Source organism: Paenibacillus azoreducens (assembly GCF_021654775.1).
Taxonomy (GTDB): Bacteria; Bacillota; Bacilli; order Paenibacillales; family Paenibacillaceae; genus Paenibacillus_AQ; species Paenibacillus_AQ azoreducens.
The window spans coordinates 4,642,695-4,665,131 of record NZ_AP025343.1 but is presented as its reverse complement, the minus strand read 5'-3'; the positions used below and the strand labels follow the sequence as shown (position 1 = coordinate 4,665,131).

At 48.9% G+C, this 22,437-nt stretch carries 15 protein-coding genes; 10 read left to right on the top strand and 5 right to left on the bottom strand.

Features of this window, described 5'->3' with window-relative positions; translation table 11 throughout:
- Positions 1-306: 306 nt before the first annotated feature.
- Positions 307-1,677 carry a TrkH family potassium uptake protein gene (locus tag L6442_RS20480; protein ID WP_194233660.1) on the bottom strand — a complete coding sequence of 457 codons (1,371 nt, stop codon included), beginning with the start codon at positions 1,675-1,677 and terminating at the stop codon, positions 307-309.
- 41 nt (positions 1,678-1,718) lie between these two features.
- The gene (locus L6442_RS20475) at positions 1,719-2,729 is read right to left on the bottom strand and encodes a LacI family DNA-binding transcriptional regulator (RefSeq protein ID WP_194233659.1); all 1,011 of its coding nucleotides are present in this window, start codon (positions 2,727-2,729) and stop codon (positions 1,719-1,721) included.
- A 327-nt stretch (positions 2,730-3,056) separates the two neighbouring features.
- On the opposite strand from L6442_RS20475, the gene L6442_RS20470 reads away from it, so the two are divergent.
- From L6442_RS20470 to L6442_RS20450, 5 genes are all read left to right on the top strand, one after another.
- Positions 3,057-4,844 (top strand): L-fucose isomerase, encoded by a 1,788-nt coding sequence (locus L6442_RS20470; RefSeq protein WP_212980965.1) that lies wholly within the window; start codon positions 3,057-3,059, stop codon positions 4,842-4,844.
- Between the two features lie 84 nt (positions 4,845-4,928).
- Positions 4,929-6,434 (top strand): rhamnulokinase, encoded by a 1,506-nt coding sequence (locus L6442_RS20465; RefSeq protein ID WP_237100015.1) that lies wholly within the window; start codon positions 4,929-4,931, stop codon positions 6,432-6,434.
- A 50-nt stretch (positions 6,435-6,484) separates the two neighbouring features.
- Positions 6,485-7,153, top strand: a complete 669-nt coding sequence (locus tag L6442_RS20460; protein WP_212980966.1) for a class II aldolase/adducin family protein — start codon at positions 6,485-6,487, stop codon at positions 7,151-7,153.
- Positions 7,154-7,816: 663 nt separating this feature from the next.
- Complete coding sequence (locus tag L6442_RS20455; RefSeq protein ID WP_212980967.1) at positions 7,817-9,523, top strand: proline--tRNA ligase; 1,707 nt, start codon at positions 7,817-7,819, stop codon at positions 9,521-9,523.
- 67 nt (positions 9,524-9,590) lie between these two features.
- Positions 9,591-10,151 carry a GNAT family N-acetyltransferase gene (locus L6442_RS20450; protein ID WP_212980968.1) on the top strand — a complete coding sequence of 187 codons (561 nt, stop codon included), beginning with the start codon at positions 9,591-9,593 and terminating at the stop codon, positions 10,149-10,151.
- Between the two features lie 168 nt (positions 10,152-10,319).
- Here the strand turns inward: L6442_RS20450 and L6442_RS32995 are convergent, their stop codons facing one another.
- Positions 10,320-10,535, bottom strand: coding sequence for a GNAT family N-acetyltransferase (locus L6442_RS32995; RefSeq protein ID WP_306436708.1), 216 nt, complete (start codon positions 10,533-10,535; stop codon positions 10,320-10,322).
- 3 nt (positions 10,536-10,538) lie between these two features.
- Entirely contained in the window at positions 10,539-10,880 is a 342-nt protein-coding gene (locus tag L6442_RS32990; RefSeq protein ID WP_306436709.1) for a GNAT family N-acetyltransferase, read from the bottom strand.
- 319 nt (positions 10,881-11,199) lie between these two features.
- Between L6442_RS32990 and L6442_RS20440 the strand changes: the two genes are divergently transcribed.
- Positions 11,200-12,804, top strand: a complete 1,605-nt coding sequence (locus tag L6442_RS20440; protein WP_237100014.1) for an S-layer homology domain-containing protein — start codon at positions 11,200-11,202, stop codon at positions 12,802-12,804.
- Positions 12,805-13,633: 829 nt separating this feature from the next.
- Here L6442_RS20440 and L6442_RS20435 read toward each other — a convergent pair.
- Positions 13,634-14,014 carry a helix-turn-helix domain-containing protein gene (locus L6442_RS20435; protein WP_212980969.1) on the bottom strand — a complete coding sequence of 127 codons (381 nt, stop codon included), beginning with the start codon at positions 14,012-14,014 and terminating at the stop codon, positions 13,634-13,636.
- A gap of 160 nt (positions 14,015-14,174) precedes the next feature.
- On the opposite strand from L6442_RS20435, the gene L6442_RS20430 reads away from it, so the two are divergent.
- The 4 genes from L6442_RS20430 to L6442_RS20415 all read left to right on the top strand — a co-directional run bounded on the left by L6442_RS20430 (position 14,175) and on the right by L6442_RS20415 (position 22,021).
- Positions 14,175-15,389: a DNA polymerase IV gene (locus tag L6442_RS20430; protein ID WP_212980970.1), complete on the top strand. Its 1,215-nt coding sequence runs from the start codon at positions 14,175-14,177 to the stop codon at positions 15,387-15,389.
- A 943-nt stretch (positions 15,390-16,332) separates the two neighbouring features.
- Complete coding sequence (locus L6442_RS20425) at positions 16,333-16,788, top strand: reverse transcriptase domain-containing protein (protein WP_212980971.1); 456 nt, start codon at positions 16,333-16,335, stop codon at positions 16,786-16,788.
- Positions 16,757-17,125, top strand: a complete 369-nt coding sequence (locus tag L6442_RS20420; protein ID WP_237100446.1) for a hypothetical protein — start codon at positions 16,757-16,759, stop codon at positions 17,123-17,125. The genes L6442_RS20425 and L6442_RS20420 overlap by 32 nt, the downstream gene beginning before the upstream one ends.
- A gap of 390 nt (positions 17,126-17,515) precedes the next feature.
- Positions 17,516-22,021, top strand: a complete 4,506-nt coding sequence (locus L6442_RS20415) for a DUF4855 domain-containing protein (protein WP_212980972.1) — start codon at positions 17,516-17,518, stop codon at positions 22,019-22,021.
- The last annotated feature ends 416 nt before the right edge of the window (positions 22,022-22,437 follow it).

Below are 22,437 nucleotides of genomic sequence, written 5' to 3'. Positions count from 1 at the left end.
AATCAAGCAAAAAGATGCACTATTGCAACTTCCTACATAAACTGGCCTTTTCTCATCAGGAGTGGCATCAGAGGAAGACCAATGAAGATGCCATGCGTATATTGGATGCCAGTTTCAGCACGGACCGCTTGTTCGTTTAATGTTACCATTTATAATTCAGCACGACCGTTTGTCGGTTTAAGGTTACCATTTATAATAAAAATTTCAAAAAGCCCGTCCTTCCGTCAGCGGTGAGGCGGGCTTTTTAGTAGATGAGGTTTCTCTATCGAGATTTATGCTGCAGTTTTTCGAATAATAGTTAGAGCACTAACCGATAATAATTCGGCCTTCCGGATAATTGAAAGGTTCATTTTTCCGCAGCCGGGTCAAGGCATAAATCAAGGTTAACGGGCCAATCCGGCCAAAGAACATCAAGCATATGATCCATACCTTGCCAAGCGGCGTGAGTTGAGACGTCAATCCCATTGACAGCCCGGTCGTTCCAAAAGCCGAGGTGGACTCAAACAATATGGTTAAGAAATCCTGGTGCTCCGTAATGGATAAAAGCATGGAGAACACGATGACAAGCAATATGGACAATAATGTCAGCGTGATTGCTTTATACACGACGTCCTTCGCGATTCTTTTCCGGAACAAGATCACATCATTCCGTCCTCGGATCATGGCATGCACGGCACCGAGCAGAAGGACAAATGTCGTAATTTTTATGCCGCCGCCAGTTGATCCTGGAGCCGCCCCGGTAAACATCAATAAGATGAGCAAAAACTGCGTCGATTCATGAAATGCTCCGATATCAAGCGTCGAGACGCCGCCGGAGCGGGTTGTTACGGATTGAAACATGGAGGCGAGAAATTTGCCGCCTGCATGCAGTGGTTTTAGTGTATACGGATTGTTGAATTCCATGGCGAAAATAGCCACGGTGCCTACGACGATCAGAATCGTAGTCGCAGTCAGAACCACCTTGCTGTGCAGTGAAATTTTACGCGTGTTCGGAAATTCGATGAGATCCGACAGCACGATAAAACCGACTCCGCCGAGGAATACAAGCACCATCGTGATCATGTTGATAAATGGATCGGCAACGAAAGGAGCCAGGCCGCTAAAGGGGCCGTTTACGGTTCCCATCAGATCGAAACCGGCATTGTTGAACAGAGAAATGCTGTGAAAAATGCCAAAGTATAATGCTCGTCCCAGCGATAGATTCTGCATAAAGAAAAAATGAAGCCCCAGCAGCAGCGCACCCGCCAATTCCACCAGCAGGGAATACAGAATGACCTTTTTCACGAGGCGTACCACACCGTTAATTGTGCCATGATTGAGGGCTTCCTGCAGGATTAAGCGTTCACGCAAGGATATTCGCTTGTTCAGCGCCAGCGCGATGATGGTAGCCATGGTCATAAAGCCGATGCCTCCGACCTGAACCAGGACAATCATGACGATTTGGCCAAACAAGGAAAATTGGGTTCCGGTATCAATAACAGCCAGTCCGGTTACGCAAGTGGCGGAAGTGGCCGAAAATAAGGCATTCAGAAACGGAATCCGTACCCCGTTGGCAGATGCAATAGGCAAAGACAGCAGAATCGTTCCCAGCGTAATCATGAACAGGAAACCGATCACCAGCGTTTTGGCCGGAGTTAACAGATTTTTAGATATTTTTTTGGATTTTAAGATAATCATTTGTCACCTTCTTTACACTGCAGTCTTCCTATTGTACCCAATTATTCGCCGATTGTCTTGGCTGATGAACGGATGATAAGCTCCGAGGGCAAAACTACTTTTCTGGCTTCGGGGACGGCGCTGCCCTGAATGCGCTCAACCAGCAGCTGAATTCCCATGGCCCCAAACTGGTATGATGGCTGGGCTGCAACCGTCAGAAAAGGATCGAGCGCCGACGACAAGTCAAGATCATCAAAGCACACGACCGACATATCCTCCGGAACGCGAATTCCCCGTTTTCGCAGTGCACCGATGACTCCCACAGCCAAAAAGTTGTTCGCCGCAAAAATAGCGGTCGGCGGAGCCGGAAGGTCCAATAACCGGGCGAGCTGATCCTCATCTTTATATTCGCGGTAGCTTTTATGAATAACCAGATCTTCATCCAGTGCGATGCCTTGAAGCTGAAGCGCTTCGGCGTAACCCTCATAACGCAAGCGGGCGGTGGACACATCCAGCGAGCCGTTGACCAGCGCAATGCGGCGATGGCCGAGACTTACCAAATAATCGACGAGATTGCGGGCTCCCTGACGGCTGTCTCCTGAAACAATATCGGATTCAATGCCAGGCACGGCTCTGTCCAAAATAACAAAAGGGATGTTATGTGCGCGCAGCTTCTCGAGATTTTTCAGCGAGCCGTCTCCCGCCGGAGCAAACAATACGCCGTCCACGCGGGTCGATAGAATCATGTCCACATAATCCTGCTCCTTGATGTAATCTTCATCGCTGTTGCCGAACAGAAGCCGGTAGCCCAGCTTTTTGGCGCTGTCTTCCGCACCGCGGGCAAGGCTGGTATAGAACGGATTTGTGATATCCGTGATCAGCAGAGACAGAATCTGCGTTTGCTGCAGCACCAGGCTGCGCGCATTGGAGTTCGGGATATAGTTCAGATCCTCCATGACTTTTTTGACGCGTTTGCGCGTCTGTTCGCTGATTCGTCCCGTATTGTTGATGACCTTCGAAACCGTCATGGCGGAGACGTTGGCCTTTTGTGCAATATCGTATATCGTTACCATACGTAAGCCCCTTCTTGTATGTACTGTTACCCATTCTACAGGATTTTGGCGAAATCCTCATCACGAAAAAAAACGGATTGACAGCAACCGCTTTCATTGATATTTTAGAGTTATCGATAACCTTATTTGTACAAAGGTTTTGCAAAATGAAAATAACAATACTATGCAGCTTTCGTTTTATACGTGTCTTATGGAATTTATTTTGTTGGTCATATTGTTCATGTAAAGCGGAATAGCTGTTTATTTTTTTGTATTAGGGTTATCGGTAACCCTATGTTGTAAAAGCCATGTTTAACATTTTTATTTTTTCATGAGGAGGAAGAAACGATGACCAAAGATGCAAGATGGAAACAGGATTTTCCCAAAATCGGTATACGACCTACTATTGACGGAAGAAGAAAAGGCGTTCGCGAATCTCTTGAAGATATGACGATGAATCTGGCTAAGGCCGTGTCTTCTTTATTAAGCGAAAATCTTCGCTATCCGGACGGCTCGCCAGTGGAATGCGTTATTGCGGATACCTGCATCGGCGGTGTTGCCGAGGCTGCTGCCTGTGCGGATAAATTCGCAAAAGCAGGGGTAGGGGTATCGATTACGGTGACGCCTTGCTGGTGTTATGGGACGGAAACGATGGATATGGACCCTGCGGTACCGAAAGCGATATGGGGCTTCAACGGTACGGAAAGACCGGGGGCGGTATATTTGGCCGCCGTCTTGTCCGCCCATGCGCAGAAGGGGCTGCCGGCATTCGGAATCTATGGCAGAGACGTGCAGGATTTGAATGATCCATCCATTCCAGAAGATGTGCAGGAGAAATTGCTCCGTTTTGCCAGAGCAGGCATGGCGGCAGCGCTCATGAAAGGCAAATCGTATCTTGCGATCGGTTCGGTATCGATGGGAATTGCAGGTTCGATGATCGATCCGGATTTCTTCCAGGAATATTTGGGCATGCGCAATGAATATGTGGATATGTCGGAAATTACCCGGCGGGTGGAAGAGGAAATTTATGATCCGGAAGAATATAAGCTGGCTTTGGCCTGGGTGAAGGAAAACTGCAAGGAAGGACCGGACAACAACCCGGCACATATTCAAACCTCGCGCGAGAAAAAAGACAAGGACTGGGAAATGGTCGTTAAAATGACGCAAATCGTCCGCGATCTGATGGTAGGTAACCCGCGGCTTGCGGAACTTGGCTTTGCGGAAGAAGCGATGGGACATCATGCGATCGTTTCAGGCTTCCAGGGACAACGCCAATGGACGGATCATTTCCCGAATGGCGACTTCCATGAAGCGATCCTGAACTCTTCTTTCGATTGGAACGGCATCCGCGCCCCTTATCTGGTGGCAACGGAAAATGACAGCCTGAATGGCGTATCGATGCTGTTCGGTAATCTGCTTACCCATACGGCTCAAATTTTTGCCGATGTCCGTACATATTGGAGTCCGGATGCCGTGAAACGGGTGACGGGGCATGAACTGACAGGGATTGCGCAAAACGGGCTGCTGCATCTTATCAACTCCGGTCCTGCGGCGCTTGACGGCACCGGTGAACAGATGAGAGACGGAGAGCCAGTCTTAAAACCGTTCTGGGAAATTACCGAGGAAGACAAAAACAACTGCCTGAAAGCAACCTCCTGGCGTCCGGCGGCAGTGGAATATTTCCGCGGCGGCGGCTTCTCCTCCGACTTCCTGACCCGCGGCGGCATGCCTGTTACGATGTCTCGCCTTAATCTGGTGAAAGGGCTTGGGCCGGTTCTGCAAATCGCCGAAGGTTACACCGTGGATTTGCCGGAGGAAGTGCATGACAAGCTGGATCAACGTACCGATCCTACATGGCCTACGACCTGGTTCGCGCCAAACCTGACCGGAGAAGGAGCATTCAAGGATGTATATTCCGTGATGGATAACTGGGGCGCAAATCATGGTGCCATCTGTTACGGGCATATCGGCGCAGATTTGATCACATTGGCGTCTATTCTCCGGATTCCTGTCAGCATGCATAACGTCAATGCGGATCAAATTTTCCGTCCGCGAGCATGGGGCATGTTTGGCACAAATGATCCTGAGGGCGCGGATTACCGGGCATGCCAAAATTTTGGGCCGCTATACAAGTAATTCCGCTAGAAACGGCCAATGCCCGCCATTCCATTGGAAAACGGATTTGGCGGGTTTTTTAAATGAGGATGATGAGGTGATGGAGTGAGCACACAATCATTGCATATGATGGCGGTCGACTTCGGAGCCAGCAGCGGAAGGGCGGTAACCGGGGCTTTTGACGGGAGGCGGCTCTCCATTCAGGAGGTTCACCGTTTTGAGAATGAACCCGTACAGCTTGGGGATAGGCTGCACTGGGATTTCTTGAGATTGTTTCATGAGCTGAAGCGGGGGATTACGAAGGCCAGACATCAGCTTGGCGCTACCCCCGCCTCGATCGCCGTGGATACCTGGGGAGTGGATTATGGGCTGGTGGATCCGCAAGGCCGTCTGATCGGCAATCCGCATCACTATCGGGATTTGCGGAGCGAACCGGCCATGAAGGAAGCTCTGCGGCTGATACGCGAAGCGGATCTTTACGCGCGGACAGGAATCCAATCGTCGAGCATCAACACCGTTTACCAGCTGTTCTCAGAAGTGCAGCTTCGTTACGAGCAGAACGCGGATGATTGGCGAATGCTGTTTATGCCGGATCTATTCCATTACTATCTGTCCGGCGTGATGGCGAGCGAATACACCATCGCCAGTACAAGCGGCATGATCGATGCGGCCCACCGGAACTGGAGCACCCCGATTCTGGATGCTCTTGCGCTCCCGTCGACGCTTCTTAATCCGGTCGTTATGCCGGGAACGAAGCTTGGAGAGATTCGGCCGGATATCCGCGCAGAGCTGGCGATCGGGGCTATGCCGGTGATTGCCGCTGCCGGTCATGACACCGCGGCTGCCGTCGCTTCCATTCCGACCGATGGTGATGCTCGATATGCATTTATCAGCAGCGGAACATGGTCATTGATGGGGATTGAACTGGACGCCCCTGTTTTGACGGAGCAAAGCCGGCGGCTGCTCTTCAGCAATGAAGGCGGTGCCGATGGGAGAATCCGTTTGCTTAAAAATATTATGGGACTATGGCTGCTTCAGGAATGCCGGCGTTTCTGGGCGATGGAGGGAGCCGCTTTCGATTACGCGGAATTAACGGAAATGGCCCGGCTTGCGCCGCACAGCTCCAGTTATATCGATGCGGGTGACGCAGTATTTTTACCCCCGGGGAACATGCCGCAGCGGATCCAGGAATACTGCCGTGCAAGCGGTCAGGCCGTTCCGCAGTCCCGCCCGGAAATCATCCGGTGCATTTTGGAGAGCCTTGCTTTTAAATATAGACAGACCTTGGATGAAATCGAAGCATTGACCGGAGAAGACATCGAACAGATTCATATGGTCGGCGGAGGCATTCAAAACCGGCTGCTCTGCCAGTTGACCGCAAATGTCACGGGAAGATCCGTCATCGCAGGCCCGGTCGAAGCAACCTCGATCGGAAATCTGATGATGCAGGCGAAGGCGCATGGCGAAGTCAAACATTTGGCGGATATCCGCGAGGTGGTCCGGCAGTCTTACCCTCCCGAAATCTACGTTCCCGAAGATGCGGAAGAGTGGGAAGAACGTTACCGGAGATATGATCAGCTTCGGGCCGTTCAGCAAGCAAAAGGCAACTGATGCGGCTTGAATGGTCCGATTAAACAAAGGATAGGAGAGTGAATGGAGAGATGACTCGATCACTGGAACAAAAAATAAGGGAAGAACTGACGCTGTATGCCCGCAAAATCGTCGCCAAAGGACTTGTCGTTGGTCCCGGGGGCAATATCAGCGCGAAAGCCGGCGATTTGATGCTGCTGTCGCCAAGCGGTTTTGCTCTTGAGGATATTGAACCGCATGAGTGGATTCGCGTTGAGATCGGTTCGGGCAAAATACTCGATACGGAGGTCCGGCCTTCATCCGAGGTATTGATGCATCTATACGCATACCGCGAAAATCCGGCTATAGAGGCGATCGTACACACGCATCCCGCATACTGCATCGCGCTGACGCTTGTTGCCCAGGAGCTGCCGATGCTGTTCCCGGACCAGGCCGCGCTTGTAGGAGACGTGGGCTTTGTGCCGTATGTGCTGCCGACGACGGATCTGCTTGCTGATGCGGTTGCGGCCAAGGTAGGACAATTTAATTCCATCTTGCTGGAAAACCACGGGCTCGTTACGACAGGTAAAAACCTGCGCGAAGCCTATTACCGGACCGAGGTAGTCGAGGAAAGCGCCAAAATCTATCTCGCAGCCAAGGCGGTTGGCACGCCAAAAGCGCTGACGGATGCCGAGTACAAGGAAATTCAGTCGCTGGAAAGCGAAGCGTACCGCGTGCAGCTGCTTCAGAAGCTGCAATAAGAGCTGACTATCTATCAAATTTGCACATGAAACAGGCGAAGGTAGCGGAGGGGACAACAGCGATCGGAAGAACGACCCGAAACCGCAGCGGTTAATTCGCATAAAAGCAAAAATCCGTTTCGGATACTTGACATCATTCTTCTCTATCCTGTAATGTATGGAAAAACAAACCGTATGGTTTGCTGTCAAATGATGAAAAGCCGTGACCAAGACCAATGGTTCATTACAGTCCGTCCTGCGCCAGAGAAGAAACCCAAGGCTGAAAGGTTTCGCATGCGGCATGAACCCACCCATCTTGCGAGCTGTCGGAACTATCTGCGAGGATTGAAAATTCCGGCCGGGCAAGGGCCCGTTATGTGAACCATGAGGATGGTCTGTTTTGACACGCCAAAAGTCAGCCGGACCGTTAAATACAGGGTGGTACCACGAACACATTCGTCCCTATACCGGGATGGATGTGTTTTTTTTGTAGTTTATAGGGGCCCCGTAAGGTATTTGGAATAAGCATCGAAGCATAGGCTCCACTTTGCGGGGTTATTTTGTATTCACTAAAAGTGCGAGTTCAAAAAGGTCGGTTTTCAGCACCAGAGTATTTGCTTCCGATGTGCGTTTTTTCAAAACGCTTCAGTTGAATGAAGATAGGAACTAAGGAGATGAATGAGGATGAAACAAACAGAAATACTGCTCCCAACGCTGCGCGAGGCTCCATCGGAAGCCGAGGCGCTTAGCCATAAGCTGCTGCTCAGGGGAGGTTATATCCGGCAGTTGGCCGCGGGGATTTACAGCTTTCTGCCGCTCGGTTACCGCGTCCTTCGCAAACTGGAGCAGGTGATCCGTCAAGAAATGGATGCGGCAGGCTTCAACGAATTGCTGATGCCTGCCATGCAGCCTGCCGAGCTGTGGGAGCAGTCCGGCCGATACAACGAATACGGTCCGGAGCTGATCAGGCTTGAGGATCGTCATCACCGCGGCTTTGTGCTTGGTCCGACGCATGAGGAGGTCATTGCAACGCTTGTGGCGGCTGAGGTGGATTCGTATCGAAAACTGCCGCTACGGCTCTATCAGATCCAGACCAAATTTCGTGATGAGCGTCGTCCGCGGTTTGGTCTTCTCAGAGGGCGGGAATTCCTGATGAAGGATGCTTATTCCTTTGACGTGGATTGGGAGGGGCTCGACAAAACGTATCAATCAATGGTCACTGCTTATAACCGGATTTTTGAGCGGTGCGGCCTTCGGTTCCGGGCGGTGGAAGCCGAGGCAGGTTCCATCGGCGGTGAAGGCGAAACGCTGGAATTTATGGCCTTGGCGGATATCGGAGAGGATACGATTGTCACTTGTCCAACATGTCATTATGCGGCTAATTTGGAGAAAGCGATTTTTCAGCAGCCGGAAGAAGCGCCTCATGCGAATGAAGACATTCCATTGATGGAAGCGGTCCATACGCCGGATGCCAAAACGATAGAGGAAGTCAGCGCATTTTTGGGAGAGGCCCCTCGGGTTCTCCTGAAAACAATGATCTATATCGCCGATAATTACCCGATTGCGGTTGTCGTACGCGGCGATCATGAAGTGAATGAATTCAAGCTGAAAAATGCGCTGAGTGCGGCAAAGTTGGAATTGGCTGATTTGGAAGCGGTGGAGCGGTTAAGCGGAGCGCCGCATGGTTTTGCCGGACCGGCAGGATTGGACATTCCCGTTTACCTGGACAGGGAAGCAGCGGCCGTAAGAGGCGGGATTGCCGGCGCAAACCGGAAGGATTATCATGTTCGTCATGTTGCGGCGGGAAGGGACTTCAATCCAGTGCAAATCGGAGACTTCCGGAATGCCGAGGCGGGGGATTGCTGCATCCACTGCGGCAGCGAGCTGGCGTTTAACCGTGGCATCGAAATCGGGCATGTTTTCAAGCTTGGAACCAAATACAGCAAGCCGCTTGGCGCAGTATTCACCAATGCCGACGGCAAAGAAGAACCGATCATCATGGGCTGCTACGGCATCGGTGTCTCGCGGTTGATGTCCGCAGTGGCGGAGCAGAGCCTTAGCGAAACCGGCATCATTTGGCCGCTCAACATATCGCCGTATCAGGTTCACATCATCCCCGTGTCTGCGGCTGATGAGCAGCAGAATCAGTTGGCAGGGGAACTTTACCGGAAGCTTCGGAATGCTGGCATCGACGTCCTGCTGGATGACCGGGATGAACGGCCTGGCGTTAAATTTAAGGATGCCGATCTGATCGGGGCGCCGTTTCGGGTTATCGTCGGCAAAGCAGCTTCGGATCGTCAAGTGGAGTGGCTGGACCGATTGGGATCGGGCGAAAAAGAGTTGATCGGCATTGAAGAGGCATTTAACCGAATTGCCAAGATTTGTCCATAATTGGCAGGTGGACTATACTATAATAGAAAGTACATTGATGATCAGAAATAGTGGAGGAAATAACAACATGACAATTCGTGCAGCAGTACCTGGGGACGCAATACAAGCAGCCAGACTTCTTTATGACGCTTTGCATGATGTTGCCCATCAGCTGACGGGGGAAGAAAGCGAGCAGGATGCGGTTCGGATACTGGAGCAGTATTTTGCCGCAGAGAAAGGCCGTCTTTCCCATCAACAGGCGTTAGTCAAGGAAGTGGACGGCGAGGTCGCAGGAGTTATCGTTGTTTACGGCGGAAATGAAGCGGCTGAATTGGATCGGCCGATTTTGGAGCGACTGCGCGCAATGAAAAACGATCCGGAGCTCACATTGGATAAAGAAGCGGATGAAGACGAGTATTATATCGATACATTATCCGTCTCTCCGAAATTCGGCGGTCAAGGGATCGGCACCAAGTTGATCCAGGCGGCCGAAGAAAGAGCCAAGGAACGCGGTTATAAGAAAATTGCCATGGCTGTAGTCACCGATAACCAAAGAGCTTACTCATTATATCTTCATCTCGGTTACGAAGTGGACAAAGAGATCATGATTAACAATCATGTATATTATCACATGGTAAAGCCTGTATAAACGCAAAGCGAAAGAAAACCCGGTTCGGTCGAACCGGGTTTTCGGCTTTTATCAACCTCTGATTTTTAGGCGCCGGAGCCCAATTCTTTTGGCGCTCAGATGTCTCCAAAGGTTTCATGCAGGCCACACGGTCATCTGGATGCTCATTCGGAAACGCTACAAAAAACTTCATTTCTTTTGAGCTTCAAAGTCCTCCCGCGTTATCGCAAATAACTTATGATCCTCCCAGACTCCATGAATACATAAATATTTTTGGGCGAGTCCCTCGAGCCGGAATCCCGCTTTTTCAAGCACGCGCAGCGAAGGTGTATTTCGCGGCATCACGCCTGCCTGAACCCTGTGAAGGCCAAGATCCTCAAAAGCATATCGGATGCACAGCCGCACGGCCTAAGTCGTATAACCTTTTCCTTGATGCTCCCGGCCTATAAAATAACCGAGATTGGCATTTTGGAAGGGGCCGCGTGCGATACCCGTGAGCGCAATCCTGCCGGCAAGTTCATTCGTTTCTTCAATAAAAATACCGAATAGCTGGGATGAAATCCGGTCTTTATCGCCAATTCCAGACTGAATGTCCGCCTCTTGACCCTCTACCGTAAAAAAGGAAGCGTCGCGGATCGGTTCAAACGGCTGTAAATAGTGATGGTTGCGCAGTCTGAGATCAAGAAGTTCCCGGGCATGCTCCACCTGCAACAGCTGCAAGAAAATCCTTCCGTCTTTTGACCTAATCATTCCCATTTCCCTCCGAATCTATTAAAATATGCCGGAATAAGATTATAAAGCTCCTACCAAGTAAAGTTCAAATTTTTGAAGATATAAGAAAGTATAAACTTCGAGGATCTCGCATCCTTATATCGCAAGAAAAACTACCACTAAATGCGGTCTGTCTTCTGTGAAAGTACGTCGAAAGACGTTTTTCTTATGATATAGTCGTCCATTCCTACTTTACCATGATTTGGACATCTACCTCACCCGCTCTTTTTGATAGGATAGAAGAAGAGAAACGATCGAGTTTTGATATTCCGATTCTATTAAAAAGTGAGGCATTCCTTTGAAGAAGTATCGTAGATTTGCAGCCGCATGGACGGCATCCGCACTCCTGTTTGGAGCCTGTGGCAGCGTCGTTCAAGCAGTTCAATCCACTGGTTTACCATTTGACGACATCGCTGGCAGCTTTGCCAAAAAAGAAATTGTGGAATTGGTTAAGGAAGGCGTGGTGGACGGGACGGGTCCCCGCAGATTCGAGCCGAAAAAAAACGTGACCCGTGCTGAATTCGCGGCTATGACGGATCGGCTGCTCAAATTGTCACCAGTGAACGCTGATATGGCGTCTTTTGGCGACGTATCTGCGAAAAGCTGGTATTACGGATGGATCGAGGCGGCGGTTCAGCTTGGAATCGTTGAAGGAAAAAGCAAAACGCAGTTTATGCCTTCAGCCCAGATTACGAGACAGGAAGCTGCCGTTCTTATCGTGCGGGCATTGAAGGTTGATCCAGGCAGCGGCACAGGAGGCAAATTACCATACATAGATGGGGACAAAATTGCTTCTTGGGCGGCACCTTATATTAAAAAAGCCCGGGCATTAGGCCTTATGGACGGGGCGGACGGCAAATTCCGGCCTCTAGATCCGATGACCCGTGAGGAAACGGCGGCGGTGCTCGATCGGGTGCTACAAAACAAGACCTGGTCCGCAGCTATCCATCGCTTACCGGATTATGGCATTCAGATCGGATGGCAGAACGAATTAACGCTCTCCCAGTTTAAGGAGAAGATTAAAGCCAGCCATGTAAACACTATGGTTCCCCGCTGGTTTTTCCTCGAAAACGGGCAGGTGCCTCTCTCGAATTATGCGGATCCCAGCCTTTCCTCCTGGGCGAAGCAAAATGGCAAGGAGATATGGGCGCTCCTTGGCAATCATTCGGATGCGGCTTTAACGCATCAAATTTTGTCGGATAAAACAAAGCGGCAAACCGTCATTCAGAAGCTTACAGGGTATACCAAAACATATGGATTGTCCGGGATCAATGTGGATTTTGAGAACGTAAGTCCGGAAGATGGACCTTATCTCACCGCTTTTGTTTCCGAACTCAGTACAAGCTTGCACGCAATAGGGGCGGTTTTGTCTATTGATGTCTCTCCGGACCTGGGAACAGACTGGACGGAAGCTTTCGATTATGCCGCGTTGGGACATTATACGGATTATGTAATCCTCATGGGTTATGACGAGCATTGGGACGGCGATCCCGTCGCGGGTTCGGTTTCCTCGTTTCCTTGGGTTGAATCGGCGCTCAAACGTCTGCAGTCTGTCGTTCCGGCTTCGAAAACAATCCTGGCGCTTCCCTTTTATACAAGGGATTGGACGCTGCAAACAGGGGGCGCGGTGTCCGAAGATCTGACTTTGATCCAGCAGGGCCAGCGCATCCGCTCCGTTCCCTATAACCGTTCATGGGACTCCGGTCTTGGGCAATATGTCGTCAGCTATAACCGGCAAGGAAGCCAGCACCGGATTTGGGTGGAAGACGGGCGTTCACTGGGATTGAAAACGATGATGGCGGCAGAACGCGGCGTTGCAGGTTTTGCCTATTGGTTTATCGGTGCGGAAACCCCCGACATCTGGATAAGTTTGAGTAACGCCATACGTTACGCATCCTATTGAAATATTCGAACTCACAATCTGATGATGCATCTAACAAATAATTAAACCCCGTCTTTGTGGACGGGGTTTTTGCTGTGTGACGGGCAGTCGTAAGATGCTCTTTCTTGCTTCTTCACGAGGAAGGAATATAAAATTATTTTTGTTTACAAAAATACTCTATTAACATCAAAACAATTGCAACCAACGAAACTATCAATGAAAAAATGAACGGAATTAGTAAATAATTATCACTAATAAATGTCCATAATTTTCCATAAGACACGCGATATCCTGTTAAGTCTTGGGAGTATTTAAATCCATACCCTAATATAGTCAAACATACAATAGTCCCGCAATACAACAATGCGATACTAATAATGGTTCTCTTCATTTATTATCGTTTTATCTGTTCAAAATACAGTCCAACTGCTTTATGCAAATATTCAGTACCTAAATTATAGTCTAGTCCGTTTATCAATTCCCACATTTGGTAACTCTTTTTGTTGTAATTTGTGTAGAACAACTCAACACATCTCCTTTTTAAATTTTATTGTTCTTTTCATTTCAGCATCCCACTCCCATTTTATTGAAATGAAAACGATGTGCTTTGTGCCTCCTTTCTTTTCCCAATGAAACTCGTTTCATATATAAAGACAAAAGAAAATAAGGAAAGTTACACCAAAAAAAGATTTTTTTGCTTTTTTTATATTTTTTTTTGAGGAGAAGGAGAAATATTACGTAGCATTTTAACTAAAAGTCAGTTTCTGCAGAACAAAAGAAAAACCGCCCATTTGGACGGTTCAATTAGCAAGCTGTATTTAATTATATAAAATCCAATTATTCGTTTAAATTATTCTTTATCATCCATACTCTTCATTGACATGTTACCTATCTTAAAAACATGCTGCAAAATAATCAAAACGCTATCCATCTCATTGTCATTTTTATCGCTTAAAACGTCAATGATCTCATAAAGCCTTTTACTTTTAAATGTCAATGATCTCTCATGCCCAAATAATTCACTTACATCTACATGAAGAGCATCAGCAATCTTTAAAAGCATCTGGACAGTTATGTTTTGCTTCCCCCGCTCAATGCTACCAATGTATGGATCATCCCGGATTCCTGAGAATATATAAGACGATGCCCATCGACCCTTAGGTTCAAAAATAATGTCTGAACCCGAAAAGGGCGAGGAGACCATGGCAAGTAACATCGGGTAAATAAACATTAAACCACCTCTTATGTAATTATAGCGTTGGGATGGCTGATGATCAGGCGGTAAGTTTTGGACACAGCAGGGTTAAATTTACATTGATAAAAGAACGTACGTTCGCATATGATACAAACAAAACGTTCTTGTTTGAATCGAAGAATAAGGAGCGAATCCTATGGTCAAGTCCAAAAAACGTGTCATCATGTTGGCTGACTGCCAATCCTTCTATGCCAGTGTTCAGAAGGCTGCCCACCCCGAATACAAGGACAAACCTTTAGTTGTGTCAGGTGATCCAGCTCGCAGATCGGGAATTATTCTGGCTGCCTGTCCACTCGCCAAAAAATACGGTGTAACGACGGCTGAACGACTCGGAGACGCGCTGCAGAAGTGCCCGCATTTGGTTGTAATGCCTCCGAGGATGTCGGAATATATCCGTGTATCTTTGCATATCACGGAAATTTATCAATCATTTACGGATCTTGTAGAGCCATACAGTATTGATGAGCAGCATTTGGATGTCACAGGTAGTCTCCAATTGTTCGGCAGTCCTGATGAAATAGCACATAAAATCCAGCAACAGGTACAGCATGAGACAGGCATTTATGTGAGAGTGGGTTTAAGTGATTGCAAGGTTCTCAGCAAGATCGCTTGCGATATCTTTGCTAAAAAAATCCCGGGCGGCATCTTTACATTGGATCGTGAGAGGCTGTCGGAAACCCTATGGCCTAAACCTGTCAACGAGATGTTTATGGTTGGCTCGCGTATGACACGTCACTTCTACAAAATGGGCATCCATACGATCGGGGACCTGGCGCAAACACCACTGCCAAGGCTAACCAAGCGTTGGGGTGTAAATGGCGAAGTGCTGTGGAGAATTGCTAATGGAATTGATTCCTCACCAGTTACTCCTCGTAGTCAGCTGCAGCCGCAGAAGGGAGTGGGTCATCAAATGACGCTCCCGCGCGATTATACGAGCTGGGAAGAAATCAGGATAGTCTTATTGGAACTCTGTGAGCTGGTCGGACGGCGTTGCCGTGAAAAGGGGCTTATGGGGTCCGTTGTCAGTGTTGGTTGCCAGGGTGCTGATTTTGACCATCCCACTGGTTTTTCAAGACAAATGAAGATCGCTGACCCTACCAACATAACCGACGAAATATTCAACGCTGCTTCCGAGCTGTTCAGCTGCCACTGGAACGGCCTGCCCGTCCGAAAAATTGGAATATCCTTATCAGACCTTAGCCAGGACTCATTGGTCCAACTGACCCTATTTGGTAACCGTGAGCGGAAACGAGATCTGGAAAGGGCAACGGATAGCCTTAAGCGTAGATTCGGAGAAACAGTCATACTCCGAGCATCTTCACTTGATGATGCCGGTCAGGCTCAAGAGTGAGCTCTTAGGATTGGGGGGCATTACAAATGACCAAAAAACTCGAAGGCAACGGTTTGTTTGAATCATCCCGCATGATGCTGCCGGAGCCCCTCCTCAACCACTCTGGTGTGAGTTGAGAAGCCTAATCTAGGGCAACATCGCGAGGTAGTTGTCTGAAGGAGATGCGGAAAATCGAGAGACCCGTAGGCGAATGAGCAGACCCAAATGCGAAAAGCGTGAAGCACGCAGCGGCAGGATAAGTCGGCGACTGTGCGGTAATAACGGGAAGCCTAAAGAAAAAAAATCGTTGTCCAATGAACCAGACGGAGGGCGGTGGCTTATCAAGTGAAGGTGCTGGGTATGTTCAGAAGGAAGATACGATGACCCCGTGAGGTTCTCTACTTCCCTGAAAAGGATGATTACATATAAGGCTTCGCCGAAGTTGAAATCATGGTAGAGAACTCAGACGTTCTCATAGTACGGAAGTAGGCAGATGACTAAACGTTTGCCGAACGGAAGGGGAACGACCTCGTGGACAAACACTTGAATGTGGTGCCGAACAACCGTCACGCTACTGTGGTAAGAACGAACGGAATGGGCACGATGAAAGGTGGGCGATAGACTTGAATCAAGAACTGAAGTTAAAGTGGCACAGTATTTATGGGCAAATTTTGTTTGAACGAAAACTTCATGAAGCATGGTTACAGGTAAAGGAAAACAAAGGGGCGGGTGGAATCGACGGCGAAACCTTGGAGAGCTATGAGAAGAAGTTGGATGAAAATCTAAGCGGACTCTTGCAGAAACTCCGAGACAAAGCCTATGTACCATCCCCCGTACGCAGACAATATATCCCAAAGAAAAACGGGAAGATGCGTCCGCTAGGCATACCTAACATTGAAGACCGGATTGTGCAACAAGCCGTTGTAAACGTGTTACAGCCAAAGTGTGAGGAAAGCATAATGAGTTGGATTGGAAGTTGGAGAAGCACGGTATCCGCTTCGTGCGCTACGCTGACGATTTTCTCTTATTCGCGAAAACGGAGGAAGACATCCAAAAGGCGGCTGAAGTCACCCGAGAAGTATTAGCAGAGCTAGGATTGGAAGTCGCCATGGAGAATATTAAAACGGTAAACTTCAAGAAAGATGACTTCGATTTTCTGGGATTCACGTTTGAACACTGGCGGGAGCGGAAGAAGGATGGCAGGCCGTATTTCATCGCGAAACCCAAGGATTCCACGTGGAAAGACCTCAAGCAGAAAGTGAAGGCCAAGACACGGAAAACCCTAACGTTGAACAAGAAAGCATGGCTTGAACGTGTCAATCCGATTATTCGAGGGAAGGTAAACTATTTCCTAAACCTGTACAAGGCCGTAGAGGAAAACAAGCGATATGGACAGGAAAGAAAGTCGTTGTTTCTTTAATGCATGCAAAAACCAGCTCTTTGATATGGACGGGTATGTAAGACAACGACTGCGAGTCGCCATGATACACAACCATCCAAGCCAAAGAAAAGGACAGGCTATGAAGACGAAATGGAACAACGAATTCTTTGCCCGAATTGGATTGGTTCCGGCGTTTTGGCTATATTACAACACACAGTACGGTTATACATTGGAAAGCTATATCGACTACATGAAGAACAGACAAAAGACAAAGCATACCCGGAAGGTGCAGAAAACAAAGGAACGAGGACAAGAGTATTATACCCCTGAACTCGTTCGTAAGATACAATATGCACAACGTTTAGCGACATATTGATTTCAAGTTGAATCACGTTGGTGAGCCGTATGCCTTAGTAGGGCACGTGCGGTTCGATAAGGGGGGAGCCATGAGAGTGGTTCCCCTACTTTATCTGCTCAAGGCAACTGCATCTTAAGTTTTTTTTATGTTTTATTCGGAATTCTGTGTACTAAGTGAACATATTGCCTATGGACAGGTAAACAAAAGTATATGCAATGTAATTAATTATCTCTTTGAAGAAAGCTCCAAAGTACATACAGTAAGATTATTGAAAGTGCTTTCAAAATGAATATGGGGTGTATGACTTTCTTTAAAGGGGGGCGATAGCAGGTTCAACCTTAAGCAAGGAAAGGCTGCTTTACTGATTCCAGCAGTGTACTTGAATAACAGAAAAGGGAGCTGACTTTGATGAATTGGCATAAAAAATGGGGATCGATCCTGTTAAGCTCAGTCCTGCTGCTGACACCACTATCCGCGGTGCAAGCGAATGAGCAAGGCTCTGCAGTGCGAATCATGCAGGCAGAAGACACGGTGCAGGGGGGAATTCCGGAGCAGCCGAATACCGGTTCCGGGGATCCGGGGGCAGGCCCAGAGCGGCCGGGTTCGGATTCGGGAGCTCCAGGAAGAGCCCCAGGGAACCCGGGTTCGGATTCAAACAATCCGGGAACAGAACCGGAGCAGCCGCCTGTAAATACGGATGATCCGGCAGTGGATCCGGAGCAACCGGGGACGGGTGAGAAAGATCCAGCCAAAGATGCGGGAAATCCGAAAGAGGAAGCCCAAAAACCGGTAGATCCGGCAGCGGAAAAGCAGTCGGAACTTCGCAATCTTGCCGCAGGTCTTCCTTATGAATGGTCGGAAGGGCCGGAAGCATCCCATCCTGACGATGGTTATAAACTGACGGACGGAAAATACGGCGGGTTGGATATAACGGACCCGGCATGGGTTGGGCATCTGCATAAAAAAACGCGTGAAGTCATATTCGATCTCGGTGAAGAAAAGTCGATCGCCAGCGTAAAAGCCCATTTTCTGAAGGACTATCCGGCGAACTCGATCCTGAATCCGTTAACGGTTTCGATGTACGTCTCCGATGACAAACAAAATTGGGGGCTTCTGGCTCACAAGGCCACCGAAGTTTTGTGGGGAGATGAACCTATCAATCAAGAAACCTATGAATGGGATGGCAGCAAGGATGGCATCAAAAGCGGGAATTCGGATGCCAAGATGGCGTATGCCCGCTATGTTAAAGTAACCTTCACGATGCATCCTACGCAATGGACATACATCGACGAAATTGAAGTTTGGGGTACCGATGGCCAGGCTGACGGGGCGGTAACGGTTCCTGCCGAGCATCCGCAATTTTTGGCGCCGGGTGAAGCCACCGCAGGCATCCGCAATCTCGGACTGCTGTATAACGGAGTATATGCGAATGGTTTGGGGGATTGGAGCAAAGAGCGGATCATCCCGAACATCAGCTACGTCGATAAAGACGGCAACCCGAAAGATTGGCTGTTTGACGGCGTTTTGTATCTGGGGCTGAACTCTCCTCAAGGCCATGATTATGGCTTAGGGGAAACGAACCTGGATGAATGGAACTGGTATCTTGACAAAACGTTTAAAGCGGATGGAGACATGCAGCATTTAAACGAAGCAACCAAAGAGATAGCCGAAAAGCTGGGCCAGCCGGGTCAGAAGGAAAAAGTCGTGCTGATGGTACCGAATCCCGGAGAATCGATAAGAAACTTCGGTAACATTGACGGTGAAAATTTAAGTTTTAACGCTGCCGACGGCGGAGAAGAGAAGGCGTTTGCGAACCGGGTCAAGGCGATTCAGTGGTGGCTTAATGAGGTTGAAAAAAGATGGAGTGAAGCGGACTATTCCAACCTAGAGCTTGTCGGCATCTATTGGCTCGATGAACAGATCAGCACAAGTAAATCGGGTCCCAATTTGCTTAAGGAAACCAGCAATGCAATCCATGCGAAAAACCTGAAGTTCTTCTGGATCCCGCATTTCATGGGATACAAAGTGTTTATGTGGAAGGATGTCGGTTTTGATGCCGTTGCCTTCCAGCCAAACTATTTCTTTGAGGCGATGGATTACGATCATCTGGAGGATGCCGCAAATCTGGCGAAGCAATACAACATATCCAATGAAGTTGAATTTGATGACCGGATGCTTACCGATGGCGTATTCCGCGAGCGGTATATCGATTATTTGAACAGCGGCGTCGAATCGGGATTGATGCAAAACGGCTTCAGAGCCTACTACCAAGGCAATAATGCCGTGTTTAACGCAGCTGTCAACAAAGATCCCTCTACTCGCGTTTTGTATGATTGGTTGTATCAATATGTAAAAGGCGAATACAAAATCAACAATGAGGCTCCACCTGAGGTAGCCGTGCAAATAAATGGGCAGGCGCTTCAAAGCGGTGCAGTGGTAAATGAAACCCAGCCACTACAGTTTACGTGGGAACTGAAAAACGATGACGGATTAACAAAAGTTACAGCTCAGTTTGACGGCAAACCATACACGGCGGGTTCAACCATTGATCTAACCGGCAAGCCCGGAAAACATGAACTCTTGATCACTGTAACGGCGGGCAAGTCGCAAAAAACATCGTACATCATCGATGCGGCCGCCAACGCGGACAGCATGAAGACATTGGTCAACCGCTTTGTGGAGCAAAAAGAGTTTACGACTGCCGAAGGGCCGCGTTCTCTTAACAATTATCTGGAAATGATGAAACGTTACGAAGGAACGGATGCGGTCCAGACAGATAAATATTTGAGGGGGTTTAATGCGAAGCTGGATCTTTTGCAGAAAGATGGCGTAATGAAGGAGAAAGCGTACAGCTCGCTGAAAGAAGATGTTTACTACCTTATTGGAAACCTGGCGCAAAATAAAAAGGCGGAAGCATCTTCGGTAGAAGGCGGCAGCCCGAATTTACAACCGGGAAAAGCGGTGGATGGTTTCCCTGCGACAAGATGGGCGAGCGATTACGCGGATAACAGCTGGTTCCAGGTGGATCTTGGCGAAGCCAAGGAGATCGACACGGTACGTATCGATTGGGAATATGCCCGCGCCAAAACCTACAAGCTCCTTGTTTCAGAGGATAAACAGAACTGGACTTCTGCGGTCAAGGACCATGACGGCATGATTACGGCCCGTGACGGCAAAGAAACCGTTCATTTCGAACCGGTAAAGGCCAGATACGTCAAATTCCAAGGCATTGAAAGAAATACGGATTACGGATATTCCTTCTACGAATTTGGCGTATATAACCTCTCGGGGGCCCAGGAAGCAGCTCCGATCGATGGAGTTAAAGCAGCGGTAGATGCTTCGGCGAAAAAAGTAACGATCGACGGTCTCGTCATGAATGGCGATCTGGCTCAAGTGAATTTGAAAGTACTAGATCCGAAAGGCAAGGTTCAATACGAAGGCCAGACAACGGGCACGGCAGCCGGGAGCTTCCAATTTGCATTCTCGCTTACCAGCGTAGAGGGAACCTATGAAGCATTGTTGTCCTTGGATGGCATGAGCGAACCCGTTAAGGTTACTTTTGAATACAAAACTCCCGGGGGCGGAGATGGAGGCAATAACGGCGGGAATCCAGGCAGCGGTGGAAACAACGGTGGAGATAACGGCGGCAGCGGCGGTGGCAGCGGCAATGGTACCGGAAACGGAAATACTAGCGGCAGTAGCACGCCGAATCCAGTTGCTAATGCGTTCCAGTCGCAGCGGGATGGTTCAGTCAAAGCCGTTGTGAACGGAAAGCTTGATGCCGACGGAAAAACAGCCGTAGCCGCTGTGAACGAGCAGGAAATGCAAAAAGCGATGACTCAAGCGAAGGCTGGTCAGGACGGCAAGGTGAAGGTCGCTATTGAAGTCAAGAACACTGGGGCAGCGGACTATGCCGTGGATCTTCCGGCGGCGCTGATGTCCGGATATCCAAATTTGCAGGTTGAACTCATCACGCCAAAAGCTTCCGTTATGCTGTCCGGACAAATGCTGGCGGCATCCGCCCAATCTGGCAAGCAGCTGCGATTCGCCATTCGCGAGGTTGGCAGTAAGTCCCTGGGTCAAGCGGATCAAGAGATCGTAGGCAGCAGACCGGTGCTGAAGCTTGAGGTACTAGTGGACGGAAAGGCCATTGCCTGGAAAAATGAAAAGGCGCCAATAACCGTCAGCATTGCCTACGTAAAGGCAAACAATGAGGCGGCAGCTAACATTGGCGTGTTGGCAGAAAATGAGCAAGATGCTTCCACAGCCGTGACGGGGGCAGCTTATTCCGCTTCGGGCCAATTCATCCGGTTCCAAACGGACCATACGGGGGTTTACGCGATATTCTACAAACAGCCGGAAGCGACATTTATCGATCTTGATGGTTACGCGTGGGCCAAAGCTTCTGTTGAACGGTTGGCTGCTTCAGGCATCGTGAAGGGGACGACTGCCGACACGTTTAGTCCGGCCGATCAAGTAAGCAGAGCAGAGTATATTGTCATGCTTGTAAGAGCGCTTGATTTGAAGGCCGATGCAAGCGAAGCCTTTGAAGACGTGAAGCCGGAGGATTATTTTTATGTAGCCGTGACGACGGCGAAGAAGCTTGGGATCGTCACTGGACTTGATGACAAGCGCTTTGATCCGACTGCGAAGGTTACAAGACAGGACATGATGGTCATGGCGGACCGCGCATTACAAGCGGCAAAAGCCAAAGAGATTGCAGGCGCTCTCTCAGCGTTGAACGGTTTTAAGGATGCCGGCAAAGTATCGGCATACGCCGCAGGCAGTATCGCGGGCATGGTTGAGCATGGGCTGATTCATGGCAGCGAAAAAATGATTCGTCCGTTCGGTAATGCAACCCGGGCTGAGACAGCAGTTTTCGTGGACCGGTTATTAAATTTCCTATCAAAGTAATCGGAAGACAACAGGATAAAAAAGCTGTGGAGGCGCTTTCTTTTGACGGGTATTCTCAGCGGTGAAAAGATACACCCGGCTGTTCGTATTCGAGCAGCCGGGCCTTAGAGATCACTCATTTATTTCTCGGGCAAGCGCAATATTCGATGGCAGTCGACCTGTTTTCGTTGATTTCGGTCTTGGACGAAAATAGTTCATGACAAATTATGTCGCAGGTAATGCAAATAACATGCGGTGTACATTGTATTAAGTGAATAAACTTGGAATAATATTGGGTTTTCATAGGCCTTGTCAAGTTCGGATATGGCCTTTTTTTCGTACGAAAAAAATTGTACAGCGCACAAATTATGTTGCTTGCCTTCCCGTCAATCTCCTTTTATCATGAATCCGTGCGGAAGCATTTTCAGCCGTATCCC

Coding starts and splice junctions, on each gene's coding strand:
- L6442_RS20480 (WP_194233660.1), bottom strand. CDS start 1,677: ATGATTATCTTAAAATCCAAAAAAATATCTAAAAATCTGTTAACTCCG.
- L6442_RS20475 (WP_194233659.1), bottom strand. CDS start 2,729: ATGGTAACGATATACGATATTGCACAAAAGGCCAACGTCTCCGCCATG.
- L6442_RS20470 (WP_212980965.1), top strand. CDS start 3,057: ATGACCAAAGATGCAAGATGGAAACAGGATTTTCCCAAAATCGGTATA.
- L6442_RS20460 (WP_212980966.1), top strand. CDS start 6,485: ATGACTCGATCACTGGAACAAAAAATAAGGGAAGAACTGACGCTGTAT.
- L6442_RS20455 (WP_212980967.1), top strand. CDS start 7,817: ATGAAACAAACAGAAATACTGCTCCCAACGCTGCGCGAGGCTCCATCG.
- L6442_RS20450 (WP_212980968.1), top strand. CDS start 9,591: ATGACAATTCGTGCAGCAGTACCTGGGGACGCAATACAAGCAGCCAGA.
- L6442_RS32990 (WP_306436709.1), bottom strand. CDS start 10,880: ATGATTAGGTCAAAAGACGGAAGGATTTTCTTGCAGCTGTTGCAGGTG.
- L6442_RS20435 (WP_212980969.1), bottom strand. CDS start 14,014: ATGTTTATTTACCCGATGTTACTTGCCATGGTCTCCTCGCCCTTTTCG.
- L6442_RS20430 (WP_212980970.1), top strand. CDS start 14,175: ATGGTCAAGTCCAAAAAACGTGTCATCATGTTGGCTGACTGCCAATCC.
- L6442_RS20420 (WP_237100446.1), top strand. CDS start 16,757: ATGGACAGGAAAGAAAGTCGTTGTTTCTTTAATGCATGCAAAAACCAG.
- L6442_RS20415 (WP_212980972.1), top strand. CDS start 17,516: ATGAATTGGCATAAAAAATGGGGATCGATCCTGTTAAGCTCAGTCCTG.